Consider the following 17025-nt stretch of genomic DNA (forward strand, 5'->3'; position numbering starts at 1 on the left):
AGGAGTTTACCTTACTATGGCGTCGAACGCCCAAGTCGAAAAATGGTCACCGGACACCTGGCGCAGCAAGCCGATCCTGCAGGTGCCGGATTATCCCGATGCCAAGGCCCTGGCCGATGCCGAAGCGAAGCTCGCGACGTTCCCGCCGCTCGTATTTGCCGGTGAAGCGCGTGAGCTGAAGAAGCAGCTTGCCGGCATTGCCGGAGGCACGGGCTTTTTGCTCCAGGGCGGCGACTGCGCCGAAAGCTTTGCCGAGCACCGCGCCGACAACATCCGCGATTTCTTCCGCGTCTTCCTGCAGATGGCGGTCGTGCTGACGTACGCCGGCGGCGAACCCGTCACGAAGGTTGGCCGCATCGCCGGGCAATTCGCAAAGCCGCGGTCTTCGCCGACCGAGAAAAAGGACGGCAAGGAGCTGCCGAGCTACCGCGGCGACATCATCAACGGCCCTGAGTTCACGCCGGAAGCACGCATTCCAGATCCCGTCCGTCAGCTCGAAGCCTATCGCCAATCGGCGGCGACGCTGAACCTGATCCGCGCCTTCGCAACGGGCGGCTATGCCGACCTCGAGCGCGTGCACCAGTGGAACATGGGTTTCGTGAAAGATAGCCCGCAGGGTCACCGCTATCAGGAGATCGCCGATCGTATTGCCGAGACGCTGCAGTTCATGCGCGCCTGTGGGATCACGTCGGATAATACGTCCCAACTGCGCACGACGAGCTTCTACACCAGCCACGAAGCGCTGCTTCTGGGCTACGAGCAGGCTTTGACGCGCAAGGATTCCACCAGCGGCGACTGGTACGCGACGAGCGGCCATATGATCTGGATCGGAGACCGAACGCGCCAGCCGGATCATGCCCATATCGAGTACTGCCGCGGCATCAAGAATCCGATTGGCTTGAAGTGCGGGCCTTCGCTCGACGCCGACGGACTGTTGCGCCTGATCGACCTTCTCAATCCGAAGGACGAGCCCGGCCGCCTGACGCTCATCTGCCGGTTCGGCTTCGACAAAGTCGAGGCGCACCTGCCGAAGCTCGTCCGCGCGGTGAAGAAGGCCGGCCGTTCCGTCGTCTGGTCTTGCGACCCGATGCACGGCAACACGATCTCCGCCGTCAACGGCTACAAGACGCGCCCCTTCGATCGCATCTTGAAAGAAAGCCTGTCGTTCTTCGAGGTGCATCGCGCCGAGGGAACGCACGCGGGCGGCATCCACGTCGAGATGACCGGTCAGAACGTCACCGAGTGTACGGGCGGCGCCACCGCAATTTCCGAGCAGGATCTATCGGACCGCTACCATACGCATTGCGATCCCCGCCTCAACGCCGACCAGGCGCTGGAGCTGGCTTTCCTCGTTGCTGAACAGTTGAAGAAAGAGCGCGATGCCGAAGGCCGGCCGGAGCCGAAAACGCTGATTGCTTAATTTGGAACCATAAGTGAGAAGCCCGGTGCTAGTCACCGGGCTTTTTTTATACGTCCCGTTTTTGCTCTAGTTGCGCGACTAATCGCTCTTTTGATAATATTAATCGATACTGTTCTTTTTATTGATGCGAGGGTTCTATGGGCAAAAATTTAAGGACGAGGCCAAAAACTGGTCTGAGCAGGGGCACGCCGGGATATGCAATCAATTTTTTCCGGTCGGACATCCTTGTAAATCTTCAGCTTGACCTGAAACGCCTTGAGAGGTCAGGTATAGATGAGGAAATTTGTCGTGTGCGCGAGCTTTTAAGCGCTCTGGTGAGTGCAGCCTCTGCAGAACCCAAAGGCTCATTTTGGGGGCCCAAGCTTCATGAGGTGCTTCGCGAATATGAAATTACGTACAAGAAATGGAATGACGTCTCTGGTTCTGAACCGCATTCAATCGCCAAGCGTGATGAACTTTTGTGCAAATTGCAGGATATACGTCACGACATTTCAAATACATGTCGACGAAATGCTCATAGCCTTTCGGAAGCACACGATTTGGAACTCATCAGTTCGATAAATGATGCCCTCGTCCAGGTAATTCGAGCGGTCCCAAATACATTTACGGCGCTTTCGAAAAGTGCAGAAAGATACGCGCAACGCGCAATGCTCGGACATTAATCCAGTCCGCTATCGAAAGCGCGATAGTCTACCGACAGATTTTGTGAGTATACTGAATGGTGGCCTGCGGTTGCGGGCCGCCATTTCGGTTTTACCGGATGGTTGCAGCCATGCGATTACATCTTTTCCTGGTCCTGGCTTGCCTTGTGGGAATGTCCGTCGTGTCGAAATACGCACTGACCGTCCCGGTCAATTCCCGCGTACATGCCAGCGAAATCTGCTGGGACCCCGACGTTGAATTCCCGGTCCCCTGCGACGACGATAACGATTGAGCGAGATAGGTCCCGGCCTGGACGCGGTGGTCCTGGACCTCGATAGCGGTGCGCTCTAAATAGCGGGAATGACCGCACCTCTCTCACTCAAGATCGCCCTCGTGCAGCTCAATCCCGTCGTCGGGGATTTGAATGGCAACGCCGAGCTTGCAGCCGCTGCCCATGCCCGCGCCAAGGAACTCGGCGCGGACGCCGTCGTGTTCTCCGAGCTTTTCCTCAATGGCTACCCGCCCGAAGACCTCGTGCTGAAACCCGCCTTCCTGCAGGCGACGCGCGAGCGGCTCGAATGGCTGGCCAAGACCTGCGCCGATGGCCCCGCGATGCTCATCGGCGCGATCTGGAATGAGGAGGGGAAGGTCTACAACGCCGTTGTTCTGCTTGATGGCGGACGAATTCAGGCAACGACGCTGAAAGTCGATCTCCCGAACTACGGTGTCTTCGACGAGAAGCGGGTGTTCGCCGCCGGTCCGATGCCTGGGCCGCTAAACGTGCGTGGCGTGCGGGTCGGCGTGCCGATCTGCGAAGATATCTGGGGCTCGGAAGTCGTCGAGACGCTCGCAGAGACCGGCGCCGAAATTCTGATTTCGCCAAACGGCTCGCCGTTCGATTGGCCGAAGCCCGACAACCGCATGAACGTTGCCGTCGCGCGCGTAACCGAAAGCGGTCTGCCGCTCGCCTACCTCAATCAGGTCGGCGGCCAGGACGAACTGGTATTCGACGGCGCATCTTTCGTGCTCAACGCCGACCATAGCCTCGCTGTGCAACTGCCAGCATGGCGCGAAGCGATCGTCTTGACGGAATGGACGAAATCCGCCGCCGGATGGCGGTGCGAGAAGGGTGAGGTTGCAAAACTTACCGAGGGTCCGGCGTCCGCCTATCAGGCCTGCGTGCTCGGGCTCAAGGACTACGTCGACAAGAACAATTTTCCAGGTGTCGTCCTCGGTCTTTCCGGCGGTATTGATTCAGCACTCGTCGCGGCCATAGCGGTCGATGCATTGGGACCCTCGCGCGTCCACGCCATCATGCTGCCGTCGAAGTTCACGTCCGACGAAAGTCTGCAGGATGCCGCCGCTTGCGCGAAAGCTCTCGGCATCCGCTACGACAAGGTTTCGATCGAGCCGACCGTTGCCGGACTGACCTGGAGCCTCAAGGACCTCTTCGCCGGCACCAACGCCGACATCACCGAGGAGAACATGCAGAGCCGCGTGCGAGGCACGATTCTGATGGCGGTGTCGAACAAGTACGGCGGCATGGTCGTCACCACCGGCAACAAGAGCGAAATGTCCGTCGGCTACGCCACGCTCTACGGCGATATGAACGGCGGCTTCAATCCTATCAAGGATCTCTACAAGACCGAGGTCTATGAACTCGCGCGCTGGCGCAACGCGAATGTGCCTGAAGGTGCGCTGGGTCCATCTGGCCCCGTAATTCCCGAGCGCATTCTGACGAAAGCGCCGACGGCGGAGCTTCGCGCCAACCAGACGGACCAGGACTCGCTGCCACCCTATGAAGCGCTCGATGACATTTTGAAATGTCTCGTCGAGAGGGAAATGCCGGTCTCGGACGTAATCGCCCGCGGCCATGCCGTCGAAACGGTACAGAAGGTCGAACGGCTGCTCTACCTCGCCGAGTACAAACGCCGTCAGGCAGCGCCGGGCGTCAAGATTTCGGCACGCAACTTCGGCCGAGATCGCCGCTATCCCATCACCAACAGGTTCCGCGAGAACGTCGCGGCGCTGACTCGTCATCCTCGACAGAGCACGCCGGAGGGCGTGTCGAAGGTTGGGGATCCAGCGTTAGACCCGTCGAAGACGCAATATTGAGCCTCCGGCACTTCTTGCGCTGGATCCCCGAACGGCCTCGCGATGCTCACCCGTTCGAGGATGACGGAAGACCAGCACTTCTTGCGTTTGATCCGGCACGAAGTAGGGTGCGGCACCTGAATCTCTCAAAGGCCAGACATGACACCCCGCGTCCGTTTCGCACCGAGCCCAACAGGGCGGCTCCACATCGGCAATATCCGGACCGCGGCGCTGAATTGGCTTTTTGCCCGAAAGCACGGCGGCAGCTTCCTGCTTCGCCTCGATGACACCGACACCGCGCGCTCCACCCAGGAATTCGCCGACGCAATCCGCGATGACCTGACGTGGCTCGGCCTGACTTGGAACGATTTTGCTCGCCAGCAGGATAGGACCGCGCGCTACGTAGAAGCCGCTGACGCGCTTAAAGCCTCAGGCGCGCTCTATCCTTGCTTCGAAACCGAGGAAGAGCTGGACCGCCGGCGCAAACGCCAGCTCGCGATGCATCGTCCGCCCATCTACGACCGTGCCGCGCTGAAACTCACGCAGGAAGAAATCGACGCGAAGCTCGCGGCCGGTCAGACGCCTCATTGGCGCTTTCGCCTGCCGAACACAGCGGCAGGACGCGGGCTCGCACCTGAGCCAACCCTCGTCACGTGGAACGATCTGATCCGCGGCGATCAGACTGTCGATCTCGGCTCCCTGTCCGATCCCGTGCTGATCCGCGGCGATGGCACGTTCCTCTACACGTTCACCAGCGTCGTCGATGACATCGACTTCGCCATCACGCACATCGTGCGCGGCGAGGATCACGTCACGAATACCGGCGTCCAGCTTGCGATCTTCGAAGCGGCGGGAGGAACGCCACCGGCGTTCGGCCATCACTCGCTGCTGGTTGGTGCCGACGGGCAGGCTCTGTCGAAACGCCTCGGCGCGCTCTCCATCCAAAGCTTCCGCGACGAAGGCCTGGAGCCGATGGCAGTGCTCTGCCATGCCGCACTCGTCGGTACGTCGGATGCGATAGAGCCGCTGCATTCACGCGACGAACTTGCGGCGAAACTGGACTTCTCGAAGATTTCGACAGCGCCGGGGCGTTTCGACGTTGCAGAACTGAAAGTGCTGAATGGCAAACTACTCCACACGCTCGATTACGTGAGCGTCGCCGAGCAGCTACGCGCACTCGGCATCGAAGGCCGCGAGGAGTTCTGGAACGCCGTGCGCGGCAACCTCGAGATCTTCGCGGACGCGCGCATCTGGTGGGACGTCGTCGCGGGCGACATCGACCCCATCATCGAGGATTCGAAATTGACCGTCGCCGCCACGGAGGCCTTGCCGGCAGCCCCCTGGAGCGAGAGCACCTGGTCGGAATGGACGAACGCGGTGAAAGCCAAGACCGGCGCTAAGGGCCGCGCGCTGTTCCATCCGCTCCGCCTCGCGCTCACCGGCCGCGAAGCCGGTCCCGAACTCAAGACGCTTTTGCCATTGATGGGCCGCGACCGCGTCCTCGCCCGCCTTGAGGGCAAACGTGCCTGACACGCGGCCGGGAAAGGCCTCGGCCGAGCTTAGCGACGGACCGCTACTGTGGCTGAGCCTCAGTCTGCCAGCCGCCGGCTGAACTCGCCGGCTGAGCCGCGCCAGTCATCGGCGCCGCCGAGCGCTGAGCGGTCGAACCCGTAGTGATTGTGGTTGAACCGCCGCTATCCGCACGGCGCCCCGGCACCTGCGCTCCGGGGGTGGTCCCCTCGGCCTTCTTGTCCGGCTGCGTGCCGTCCGGCGGTGGCACGTATTCGGCAACCTTGCACGAGCAGCCGTTCACGTATTCCTTCCGGTAGCGAAATGCGAACTTCAACCGCGTGTACGGTTCTTGCGATCTGAGCGCGACGGATTGCTCGACCGTGCCGCCCGGATTTGGATAGTAATACAACTCGGTCGGCGCCGCGCATTTCGACGTACACGCGTCGGCATCCTGCGAGAAATGGCTCGGCAGCGTCGAGAAGCTTACCGGGAAATAGAAGCCGTCGCAAAGACGGACGCACAGTGTCCGGTAGGTCTGCGCGCCGTTGGCCGCCTGCGGGTTCCACACGTTACCGCCACTCGATTCCTCGTCTTCCCACATGCCGCCGCCACCGCCGCTGCTCCGGCGCGCCATGTCGACGTAGTTAGCGCCGCAGTTGTTGCGCGCAAGCTCGCGGATGATGTCGTCCTGATAGGAGCGTCCCGCCGAACCCAGAATATCGCGGCGCCGCGCATCGAGATCGGCGAGCCGCCGTTTCGAAGCGTCGAGCTGCCGCGCCAAGTCTTTACACTGCGGGGTGTTCTTCAGCGACTTCGTGAACAGGAAATATTCGTAGCAGCCGCGGTCGAGCTGCGAATTGTTTTGGTCGACGACCCGTTCGAGTTGCCGGATGTCATTCTCAAGTCGCGGCAGATCGTTCTGAGATTGGCCGTTCTTTTGGCCTTCCTGCACCAGCCGTTGCTCGAGCTGATAGCAGATTGGGTTCTTCGCGGACCAGTTCGATGCCGGTTGGGCAGGAGCTCCTGGAACTCCAGACGCCCCAGGAGCGCCGGGCGAGGCCGGTGCCGCCGGGGTACCCGGATACTGCGACTGCCCGGGATACGGCGCTTGACTGGGATAGGGTGCTTGCGACGGATATGGCGGTGGGGCCTGCGCCGGGCCGGGCTGCCGGTAGACCGGCTCCTGTGGGACGGGCGGTCCACCTCCCCGGTCTTCCTCATCGTGCCCGCCGCCTCCGAAGGGCCACCAGCTTTGCGCCGAAGCCACTTCCGTCGCCAAAAACAGGGCGCCAAGCATCATTGCCAGCACGAGCAGCAACCGGCGGACGGCGATATTGAAAGATTTCCCTTGGCTCACGCCTGTTCCCCGACGCCCCTTGACGACTTTCGCGCTCCGTATGAAGGCATCCGAAGCAGTGCTTTCCGAAGCCTAAGCAGCGATTTGCTAGCGGGTCAATGCGGAGCAATTGCGACGTGAAGCATTTTACAAGGGGTTTCAGAAACTTGAGGCCCGCTTGACGTGGAAGTGAAGAAGCGCCAAAGGCGCGGCGGCACCTGATGGCGCCGTTGGCGGCTATGGCATATTCAGTGTTCCGGAATAGCTTCCGTTCGATATTGCAGAATCCAGGCGACGCGAGAGGTCCAGTTTGGCGCTCAAACTTTACAATACTCTGAGCCGGCATAAGGCCGAGTTCGTGCCGATCGACCCATCGAACGTGCGCATGTATGTGTGCGGTCCGACCGTCTACGACTACGCCCACATCGGCAACGCGCGCCCCGTGATCGTTTTCGACGTGCTGTTCCGGCTGCTCCGCCACATCTACGGACCGGACCATGTGACCTACGTGCGCAACATCACGGACGTCGACGACAAGATCAACGCCCGCGCCGCGCGCGATTATCCCGGGCTGCCGCTGAACGAAGCGATCCGCAAAGTCACCGAAGCGACCGAGAAGCAGTTCCACACCGACATCGCGGCCTTAGGCGTGCTGCAGCCGACGTACGAGCCGCGCGCAACCGAGTTCATCCGCCGCCAGGATGGTCGCGAGGACATGGTTTCGCTGATCGACGCGCTGGTGAGGCGGGGCCATGCCTACGTCGCCGAAAACCACGTGCTCTTCGACGTCGAGTCAATGCCCGATTACGGCCGCCTTTCGAACCGTACGCTTGAAGAGATGGAAGCAGGCGCCCGCGTCGAGGTCGCGCCCTACAAGAAAGGTCCAATGGACTTCGTCTTGTGGAAGCCGTCGAAACCGGGAGAGCCCGCGTGGCCCTCACCAAGCGGCATCCAGGTTCCCGGACGCCCAGGCTGGCACATCGAATGCTCCGCAATGGCGGGTGCCTTGCTCGGCCCCGTGTTCGACATCCACGGCGGCGGCATCGACCTGACGTTCCCGCATCATGAGAACGAGATCGCCCAATCACGCTGCGCCCACGGCACTTCGGTGATGGCCAACGTTTGGATGCACAACGGCTTTCTGCAGGTCGAAGGCGAGAAGATGTCGAAGAGCCTCGGCAACTTCGTGACGATCCACGAGCTGCTGAATACCAAAAAATTCGGAGGTCGCAGTTGGCCAGGCGACGTGTTGAGACTCGCAATGTTGATGACGCACTATAGACAGCCGATTAACTGGACTCGGACTTTAATCGAAGAAAGCTATTCTGTATTGTCCGGCTGGAAAGAAGTCCTCAAAGGACTCATGAGTTTCCAAGAAGGAAATAGAGAATACTACGAGTCCGAGGAGATACCTCCGAGTTTCATCGACGCTTTGGCCGATGACGTAAATACTCCGAGAGCAATTTCGCTTTTGCATGCGATGGCAAAAGAGAGCGACGCGCACACTTCAGCTTATCGGCAGTTGTTTGTGTCGGGGCGATTGCTGGGTTTGTGGACCTTCGATAGTCTAGCTGCAGAGTACAAAGAAGAAGCGGAGCGTTCCGTCGATATTGCGCCGTACGTTAATCGGCTCATCAATGCCCGCCTGGAAGCGAGGAAGCGCAAAGACTTTGCAGAATCCGACCGCATCCGCGACGAGCTTGCCGGCATGGGCATCGCCCTCAAAGATACGAAAAACAAGGAAACCGGCGAGATCGAAACCACCTGGGAAATCGCAAGGTAGCTTCTCATGTCATCCTCGGGCTTGTCCCGAGGATCTATAGAGCCGGACGCTCGCTGGCCGATGGATGCTCGGGACGAGCCCGAGCATGACAACGTCTTTAGTCGACGGGAATTCTTAGCCGAAATACCCCGGCTGACCGATATCGGCGATGAGCCCGATCTCTCTGGGCTTCCAGCCGAGCCACTGTTTCGTCAAAGCGCTGGATGCCGGCAAGTCGAGACCGGCGAACATCGCGAGCGGGCCATAATAATCGCCAGCTTCTTCCTTCTTTATCGAGACGACAGGCACATTCAGCGCGTGACCAATCACCTCGATGATTTCGCGCATGGGCACGCCTTCGTCGCCAACGGCATGGTAGAGGCCGTCTGCAGTGCCTTTCTCCAACGCGAGCCTGTAGAGGCGAGCCACATCCAATCTGTGTGCCGCCGGCCAGCGATCGCTGCCGTCGCCGACATATGCTGCCGAGCCTTTCTGGCGCGCCAGCAGGAGCAGATAGGTGATCAAGCCGGCTTTGCCTTCGCCGCCATGCACCTGCGGCAGGCGTATCGCCATCGCGCGCACGCCCCGCGACGCATAAGCCAAACCAGCTTGTTCAGACACGCGCGGAACCGTTGGGCTGGCCTCGCGCCGCATCTCTTCGGTGACCGTCACGTTCGGTGCAACGAGCCCCGTTCCGGATGTCACGATGAATGGCTTGTTTGTCCCTACCAGCACATCGCCCATCGCTTCGATGGCGCGCTTGTCGATCTGCCCGTTCTCCGCGAACTTCGAGAAGTCGTGGATGAAAGCGCAGTGGATGGTACCGTCGGTTTCCTTCGCGCCTTTGCGAAGACTGTCGAGGTCATCAAGGTCGCCGCGATGAACGACGGCACCTATTGTCGAGAGCGCTGCAGCGCCTGCATCTGAGCGCGTGAGGCCCAGAACTTGGTGCCCCGCGCCGAGCAATTCCCGAACGACCGCTGTCCCAACAAAGCCTGTCGCTCCGGTTACGAAAACACGCATGAGATGCCCTCCTGGTTACGTTGGAGGGAAAGTCGTGCTAGCCTTTATCCTGGTAAAGTAGTGAGCTTATACGGGTATAATTGCTACCAGCATGAGCGTGTCGGAAACGAGAGAGAGCGCGTTGGGTGCCTACCTGCGCGATCGCCGGACCAAACTCGATCCGGCCTCCTTCGGCTTGCCGCTTACACGTCGCCGCACACCGGGTCTAAGGCGTGAGGAAGTGGCGCAACGCGCCAACGTCAGCGCTACGTGGTACACGTGGCTGGAGCAGGGGCGGGGCGGCGCACCATCGGCCGATGTGCTCGACCGGATCGCCCGCGCGCTGATGTTGACCGATGCCGAACGCGAGCACCTTTACATTCTCGGCCTCGGCCATCCTCCTGAGGTTCGATACCGGATCGACGACAGCGTCACGCCACGCCTTCAGCGTCTCGTCGACGCTCTCGAGTTCAGTCCCGCCATGATCAAGAATGCGACCTGGGACGTCGTCGCCTGGAACCGCGCGTTCGCGACAGTGCTGACGGACTACGGTTCGCTTCCGGCGGAGAGGCGTAACATCCTACGCGTTATCTTCGGTGATCCCCATGTGCGCGCCGCGCAGTTCGATTGGGAGAGTGTTGCGCGGTATGTCGTCGGTGTCTTCCGGGCCGACATCGCTCGTGCTGGAGCGACCGCGAGAGTCGCGGCGTTGGTTGACGAGCTCTCTCAAATAAGTCCCGACTTCGAGAGGCTCTGGCGTGACAACGACGTGCTTAGCCACGGAGGCGGCGTCAAGCGCCTGCGCCATCCAATCCTTGGAGAGGTGTCGTTCGAATATTCGGCGTTTGCGGTCGACGGCCGTCCGGATCTCGGCCTGGTCGTCTACAATCCAGCGACGCCGGAGGATCGGGAGCGCGTCAAGGCGCTGATCAAATCGTCTAACGGCATCCTCGATGCGGCGAGCAGCGCGAGGCGCGTCCGGGATTCAGCGTAAGAAGTGCCGAACGCCCAATATTTTGCGACGAGTCTTGTGCTGGATCCCCGGCCGTCACGCGCTTTCAGCGCGCTTGGCCGAGGATGACGCGGGCAGCGACCTTGCAGGGGGTTGCATCGTGCATCACATGGGGATAGGCCAACGCAGCACCCCATGACATCCATTTCTGAGACCGGCCTAATCCGGTCCAACAGCAATCTTTCCGCCATGTCCGACGACTACCCGCTCCGTCCATTCCTGCCAGCCGACGCCATGGTGCTGCGCGACCTCTTCGCGCAAAGCATCGATGAGTTGACGGCTGACGATTACGACGACGATCAGCGGCTTGCCTGGGTCGCCACCGCCGAGGATGCGGCAGCATTCCGTGACAGGCTCGCCGGAGCGTTGACCCTCGTCGTTCAGCTCGACGGCGAATACCTCGGTTTTGGGTCCCTTAAGGACAATAAAACCATTGATATGCTTTATGTGCATCCTGACTTTGCGGGCGAGGGGGTCGGCACGGCACTTGCCGAAGCGCTCGAGAAGATCGCAGGCGCGCGCGGAGCAGAGGCCGTGAGTGTCGATGCGAGCGACACGGCCGTGCCGTTTTTCGAGCATCGCGGCTACGTCGGAGCTCAACGAAACTCCATACCGCTCGATGATCAATGGCTTTCCAACACGACCATGGTAAAGCGTCTCGCCGGCAATCCGGCGAAAGCCGGGCCACCGAAAGCATCATGAGCAAAGAACGCCTCTACCTCTTCGATACGACGCTGCGCGACGGCGCCCAGACGACGGGCGTTGATTTTTCGCTCGAGGACAAGCGCCGCCTGATGCGCGTGCTTGACGACCTCGGCGTCGACTATATCGAGGGTGGCTTTCCCGGCGCCAATGCGACGGATACGGAGCTTTTCTCCGCTCGCCCCTCTCTGAAGTCCGCGCGCTTCACCGCGTTCGGCATGACGAAGCGCGCCGGACGCTCGGTCTCGAACGATCCAGGACTTCAAGCAATTCTCCAGTCCGCCGCCGACAGCATCTGCCTCGTGGCCAAGTCTTCCGATTACCAGGTGCGCGTCGCCCTTGGCATCACCAACGACGAGAATCTCGAAGCTATCCGCCAATCGGTCAGCGCCGTTGTCGAAACGCAGCGCGAGGCGATGATCGACTGCGAGCATTTCTTCGATGGCTACAAGTCGAACCGCGACTACGCGCTCGCCGTCGCGAAGGCGGCGTATGACGCCGGCGCGCGCTGGGTCGTCCTTTGCGATACCAACGGCGGAACGCTGCCGCACGAAGTCGAGCGTATCGTCGCCGACGTAGCCAAGCACGTTCCTGGCGCGAACCTCGGCATTCACACCCACAATGATACCGAGAACGCCGTCGCCAACACGCTGATGGCGGTCCGCGCCGGATGCCGGCAGATTCAGGGCACGCTCAATGGCCTGGGCGAACGCTGCGGTAACGCCAACTTGACGTCGATTATTCCAACGCTGCTTCTGAAGAGCGAATTCGCCGAGGCATTCACGACGGGCGTCACGCCCGACAAGCTTCGAACGCTCACGCATGCGAGCCGCGTGCTCGACGAAGTTTTGAACGAAGCGCCGAACCGTCACGCACCTTACGTTGGCGAAAGCGCATTCGCGACAAAGGCCGGCATTCACGCTTCCGCGCTAATGAAGGCGCCCGAGACCTACGAGCACGTTCCGCCCGAAAGCGTCGGCAACGAACGGCGTATCCTTGTATCGAAGCAGGGCGGCCGCTCCTCGCTAACATCGGCACTCGAACGTCTCGGTCTGCCCTCCGATAAGGATGACGCGCGCGTGCAGGCGCTCCTCGATGAGGTGAAGGCGCGCGAGGATCAGGGCTATTCCTACGAGTCCGCGGAAGCATCGTTCGAGCTGCTGGCCCGCCGGGCGCTCGCGACCGTGCCGCGCTATTTCTCCGTCGATAATTTTCGCGTGACGGTCGAGCGCCATGAAGAGCGCTCGCGATCGCACAACGGCAACGGAACCGTTTCGCACGCCGTCGTCACCGTCTCGATCGCGGGCGACGAGGCGCCGCTGGTTTCGGTCGGCGAAGGCAACGGCCCCGTCAATGCTCTCGATAAGGCCTTGCGCAGCGATCTCGGCCGCTACCAGAAGCACATCGAGAACGTGGAGCTTGTCGACTACAAGGTTCGCATCCTGACGCAGACGCACGCGGGCGGCACCGATGCGGTAACGCGCGTGCTGGTCGAAAGTCATGACCCGCGAACTGGCGAGCGCTGGACGACCGTCGGCGTCTCGCCAAACATCATCGACGCGAGCTTCGAAGCGCTCCTCGACAGCATCAACTACAAGCTCCTGAAAGACGAAGCTCAGGTCAGCTGAAGGCGGCCGACGCTTTTATCCCCAGCTGTGGAGAAGTATTGCGGGGGATCGGACGTTGATCCGGTTCGGTCGAGCGTGCTTCGCTCGACACGCTTTCGCACATCGAAGCTAAGTTGAACGAACTCCAATCTGTAAGCGATTATCATCACTCGGATTTATTCAAGTCCGGCTCACGGAATGCCGCATTACAGCGTTCATCCGTACAGTGATCGAAAAGCAGCGGTAACTAAAAATCGCCACATTCAGTGTACGAACAACTTGTCCACGCATCGCTCGCTCGCTAGCACCGAGCTGTGGATAAGCTGTTGATTTCAGCAGCGGGAAAAACGGGGAGCTTATCGGGGAGCGAGTATTGTGATGCGTAAGAGTGTTGCGTTGTTCGCGTTCATTTTATTTCAGTCCAGCGGAGCATTTGCGGGCGGCAGCCTGAAGGACACGCCGGCACCCATACCACCACCAGCGGATGCCTGGTCCGGCTTTTCCGTAGGCGCCGGCATCGGCGGTGTCAGCATCGATCAGAATGCCACCGCCAGCGCAAAGCGAAAGGACCTTATTTGCGTGTATTGGTGGGGGTGCTACCACGATCATGACCACATCTCGGGCGGCATGAACGATGATGACTGGAAGGTCTTCGGTACGGTGCAGGTGGGCTACGACCGGCTCATAACCGACCGCATCTTAATCGGCGCCTTCGCCGACTACGACTTCTACCCCAACGGCGACGAAAGCTCCTCGGGAGGCAACTACTATAGGTCGCTCTCAGCCGATCTTCACCGCGACGGAGCTTGGACCGTTGGTGGCAGGCTTGGCGTCTTGGTGCGACCCGATCTTCTGGTCTACGGGTTGGGCGGCTTCTCGCGCATGAACCAGAGCGGCGAAGTGACGGCCAAGTTCAACGACTATTATTTGCCGACGAGCGTCACCTTGAAGGCCGGTGATCTCGATGGCTGGACGGTTGGCGGCGGTATCGAAACCAAGCTCAACAGGCTCGACAAGAGGCTGTCGCTGAAGCTCGAATATCGCTACTCGCAATTCGATGGTGAGAGCGGGAAAGGTTCCGCTTGGAACTATGCGAACTATTGCTGGGGGGAGCAGTTCGCGAAGGAAAAGGCCCGCTTCGATATCGACGATGCGACCGTGCAGTCGGTTCGCGCCGTGCTCGTCTGGAAATTACAGGCTGACGCAACTCCGATCGAACCGCTCAAGTAACGTTTGAAGTCACAATCGTCTTCCCTTGGGGTGCCTCGTCCGAAGTATCGCGTCGGAGGCGCCCCACCCTCTTTTCATTTCCGTGCGATCACCCGCCCGCAATCGCTCCGACGATAAGAAACGGTTTCGATCCAGCCGTCACTTCGTCCGGCAGCGGCGCGTCCATCGGCTCGTGCGAGAGATCGCGCTGACACGCAAAAAATCTCAAGAACGGCCGGCGCCGCTGCGTGGCATGATCGCGAATGGTCCCGCGCAAGACCGGATACCGACTCTCGAGCGCATCGAGCAGTGACCGCTGCGTCGCTTCCCCATCCACGTCGAGCAGAATTTCGCCGTTGATATTTGCGTGCATCCTGAGATGCGACGGCAGCACGACGCGGATCATGTGAGCGTTTGGACCTCCACGGAAAGCACGGGAGGCAAATCGTGGACAATGGCGTTCCATGTGTCGCCAGCATCGGCGGAAGCGTAGACTTGCCCGCCCGTCGTACCGAAATAGACGCCGCACGCGTCGAGCGTATCGACGGCCATCGCGTCCCTGAGCACATTCACGTAGCAGTTTGATTGCGGCAGGCCGTTCGTCAGCGGCTCCCAATCCTCGCCGCCGGAGCGGCTACGCCAAACTTGCAGCTTGCCCTCGATCGGAAAGTGTTCGGCGTCGCTCTTGATGGGAACGACATAAATCGTTTCTGGCTCGTGCGCATGAACATCGATCGCAAACCCGAAATCCGTCGGCAGGTTACCGCTGACCTCATGCCAGGAATTGCCGGCATCGTCGCTGCGCATCACGTCCCAATGCTTTTGCATGAACAACACATTGGGCCGCGACGGATGCATCGCAAGGCGATGAACACAGTGGCCAACTTCAGCATGCGGGTCCGGTATGTGCTCCGACCTCAGCCCCTTGTTGATGGGCTGCCAGGTCGCGCCGCCATCGTCCGTCCTGAAAGCGCCAGCAGCGGAAATCGCAATGAACATCCGCTTCGGATCGACAGGATCCAGCAGAATGGTGTGCAGGCACATGCCCCCCGCGCCGGGCATCCAATGCGCCCCCGATCCATGACCGCGGAGGCCGGAAAGTTCAGACCAGGATTTTCCTCCGTCACTCGAACGGAACAGGGCGGCATCCTCGACACCGGCAAAGACCGTATCGGGGTCGGTCGCCGAAGGCTCGAGATGCCAGACGCGCTTGAACTCCCAAGGATGTGGCGTGCCATCATACCATTGGTGCGTGCCGGTAACGCCATCGTAGGCGAACTTGTTGTCGACCGGCTCCCAGGTCTTTCCACCATCGTCGGATCTCTGGATCTGCTGCCCGAACCAGCTGCTCGATTGCGATGCATAAATGCGATTTGGATTGGCTCGTGAGCCCTTGACGTGGTAGATTTCCCAACCGGCAAAATGGGGACCGCTGACGTCCCAAGATTTGCGCTTGCCGTCGGCCGTGAGAACGAAAGCACCCTTCCGGGTTCCAACCAATACACGCACACCTGTCATCGCTTTCCTCGCCCAAGTTCTTGTGCCGTTCGCCGGCATTCAGATGATTTATGGTCTTCTGTCAGGCTGCCATTTTCTGTTGGCGTGATTTCGACCGCTTCGAACTTATGAAGTCGTGATGTGTGACTTTTATTAGAACGACTCTACAGACATCGCCGTGTTTTGGGAAATCTGGCGCCGCCCTAGATCTTTGGGCAGCAGGGCGCGGACATCTACGGCTGACATCGATATAGAAGTTCGACTATATCGAGGGTGAAAATGTCATTCGGGATCTTCACTAATGTTTGTCCGCCAAATGAGCTACCTGGTGGCGCTTGCCCGCGAGAAGCATTTCTCGCGTGCCGCTGAGCGGTGCCACGTGACTCAATCGACGTTGTCATCCGGTCTCAAGGCGCTGGAACGCGAACTCGACATGCGCCTTGTTATTCGCGGGCCCAGATTTTTGGGTTTGACGCCCGAAGGCGAGCGCGTCGTCGCCTGGGCGTCGCAGATCATCTCCGACTATGAAAACCTTAAACAGGACGTGGAGGGCATCCGCGAAGGATTGAATGGAACATTGCGGTTCGGCGTCATTCCTGCCGCCATGCCGGCCGTGGCCAAGCTCACGTCGCCGTTCTGTGCCAAGCATCCGCACGTGACCGTCGACGTGCGATCGATGTCGTCCATCGACATTCAGAACGCGCTCGACAAGTTCGAGATCGATGCCGGTCTCACCTACCTCGACAACGAGCCTCTCGCGAATGTCCGTAAGAAGACTCTCTATCGCGAGAGATATCTTTTCGTCACGCATGCCGACGGCCCACTTGCGCAGACGGATGCTATTACCTGGCGTGATGCGACCGCCGAGAATTTATGTTTGTTGCATGAAAGCATGCAAAACCGCCGAGTCTTGAACAATCTCGTGGGGTCACTCGGTCTAAAGTTGGCGCCGACCGTCACGTCTGACTCTTTTCTGGCCGTCTGCTCGCACGTCTGCAGTGGCGAATGGTCGAGCATTATTCCGCACACTTTTTCTTTCATTTTCCGAGGATGCAAGGAATTGGCTCTGGTCGGTCTCATCGATCCCGTTCATAGCCAGGCAATCGGTCTCGTCGCTTCGGCCCGCGACCCCCTGTCTCCGCTCGCGCATGCTCTGATGCATTGCGCCGGACGCCTCGACATTGATCAGTTCGGGACGGTCGACAAGGTTTGATCGACGGCATCGATCAT

14 protein-coding genes are annotated in these 17025 nt (G+C 60.2%); 10 read left to right on the forward strand and 4 right to left on the reverse strand.

Translation table 11 applies throughout. The features are described from left to right. Positions 1-16: 16 nt before the first annotated feature. The 4 genes from AB4Z24_RS07185 to gltX all read left to right on the forward strand — a co-directional run bounded on the left by AB4Z24_RS07185 (position 17) and on the right by gltX (position 5686). Complete coding sequence (locus AB4Z24_RS07185) at positions 17-1420, forward strand: class II 3-deoxy-7-phosphoheptulonate synthase (protein WP_441706985.1); 1404 nt, start codon at positions 17-19, stop codon at positions 1418-1420. Positions 1421-1557: 137 nt separating this feature from the next. Continuing rightward, complete coding sequence (locus AB4Z24_RS07190) at positions 1558-2082, forward strand: hypothetical protein (RefSeq protein WP_441706987.1); 525 nt, start codon at positions 1558-1560, stop codon at positions 2080-2082. A 340-nt stretch (positions 2083-2422) separates the two neighbouring features. Continuing rightward, on the forward strand, positions 2423-4177 hold the full coding sequence (locus AB4Z24_RS07195) for an NAD+ synthase (protein WP_441706989.1): 1755 nt from the start codon (positions 2423-2425) through the stop codon (positions 4175-4177). 138 nt (positions 4178-4315) lie between these two features. After that, positions 4316-5686, forward strand: coding sequence for a glutamate--tRNA ligase (gene gltX, locus AB4Z24_RS07200; RefSeq protein WP_441706991.1), 1371 nt, complete (start codon positions 4316-4318; stop codon positions 5684-5686). 43 nt (positions 5687-5729) lie between these two features. On the opposite strand, the gene AB4Z24_RS07205 is transcribed toward gltX, so the two are convergent. Next, positions 5730-7025, reverse strand: a complete 1296-nt coding sequence (locus AB4Z24_RS07205; RefSeq protein WP_441706993.1) for a DUF2865 domain-containing protein — start codon at positions 7023-7025, stop codon at positions 5730-5732. 289 nt (positions 7026-7314) lie between these two features. Here AB4Z24_RS07205 and cysS point away from each other — a divergent pair, with 289 nt between their 5' ends. Beyond that, the gene (gene cysS, locus AB4Z24_RS07210) at positions 7315-8787 is read left to right on the forward strand and encodes a cysteine--tRNA ligase (RefSeq protein ID WP_441706995.1); all 1473 of its coding nucleotides are present in this window, start codon (positions 7315-7317) and stop codon (positions 8785-8787) included. Between the two features lie 114 nt (positions 8788-8901). Here the strand turns inward: cysS and AB4Z24_RS07215 are convergent, their stop codons facing one another. Next, positions 8902-9789, reverse strand: coding sequence for an SDR family oxidoreductase (locus AB4Z24_RS07215; protein WP_441706997.1), 888 nt, complete (start codon positions 9787-9789; stop codon positions 8902-8904). Positions 9790-9880: 91 nt separating this feature from the next. Here AB4Z24_RS07215 and AB4Z24_RS07220 point away from each other — a divergent pair, with 91 nt between their 5' ends. The 4 genes from AB4Z24_RS07220 (at position 9881) to AB4Z24_RS07235 (ending at position 14319) form a co-directional block, all read left to right on the forward strand. Further along, positions 9881-10762, forward strand: a complete 882-nt coding sequence (locus AB4Z24_RS07220; RefSeq protein WP_441706999.1) for a helix-turn-helix transcriptional regulator — start codon at positions 9881-9883, stop codon at positions 10760-10762. A gap of 207 nt (positions 10763-10969) precedes the next feature. Continuing rightward, complete coding sequence (locus AB4Z24_RS07225; RefSeq protein WP_441707778.1) at positions 10970-11482, forward strand: GNAT family N-acetyltransferase; 513 nt, start codon at positions 10970-10972, stop codon at positions 11480-11482. After that, entirely contained in the window at positions 11479-13110 is a 1632-nt protein-coding gene (gene cimA / locus AB4Z24_RS07230) for a citramalate synthase (protein ID WP_441707001.1), read from the forward strand. The genes AB4Z24_RS07225 and cimA overlap by 4 nt, the downstream gene beginning before the upstream one ends. A gap of 357 nt (positions 13111-13467) precedes the next feature. Next, the gene (locus AB4Z24_RS07235) at positions 13468-14319 is read left to right on the forward strand and encodes an outer membrane protein (RefSeq protein ID WP_441707003.1); all 852 of its coding nucleotides are present in this window, start codon (positions 13468-13470) and stop codon (positions 14317-14319) included. Between the two features lie 88 nt (positions 14320-14407). On the opposite strand, the gene AB4Z24_RS07240 is transcribed toward AB4Z24_RS07235, so the two are convergent. Continuing rightward, positions 14408-14704 (reverse strand): MoaD/ThiS family protein, encoded by a 297-nt coding sequence (locus tag AB4Z24_RS07240; protein ID WP_441707005.1) that lies wholly within the window; start codon positions 14702-14704, stop codon positions 14408-14410. Continuing rightward, positions 14701-15816 (reverse strand): WD40/YVTN/BNR-like repeat-containing protein, encoded by a 1116-nt coding sequence (locus AB4Z24_RS07245; protein WP_441707006.1) that lies wholly within the window; start codon positions 15814-15816, stop codon positions 14701-14703. The genes AB4Z24_RS07240 and AB4Z24_RS07245 overlap by 4 nt, the downstream gene beginning before the upstream one ends. Before the next feature lie 280 nt (positions 15817-16096). Between AB4Z24_RS07245 and AB4Z24_RS07250 the strand changes: the two genes are divergently transcribed. Next, positions 16097-17008, forward strand: a complete 912-nt coding sequence (locus AB4Z24_RS07250; protein WP_441707008.1) for a LysR family transcriptional regulator — start codon at positions 16097-16099, stop codon at positions 17006-17008. Positions 17009-17025 lie beyond the last annotated feature (17 nt).

Source organism: Hyphomicrobium sp. 2TAF46, assembly GCF_052114865.1.
Taxonomy (GTDB): domain Bacteria; phylum Pseudomonadota; class Alphaproteobacteria; order Rhizobiales; family Hyphomicrobiaceae; genus Hyphomicrobium_B.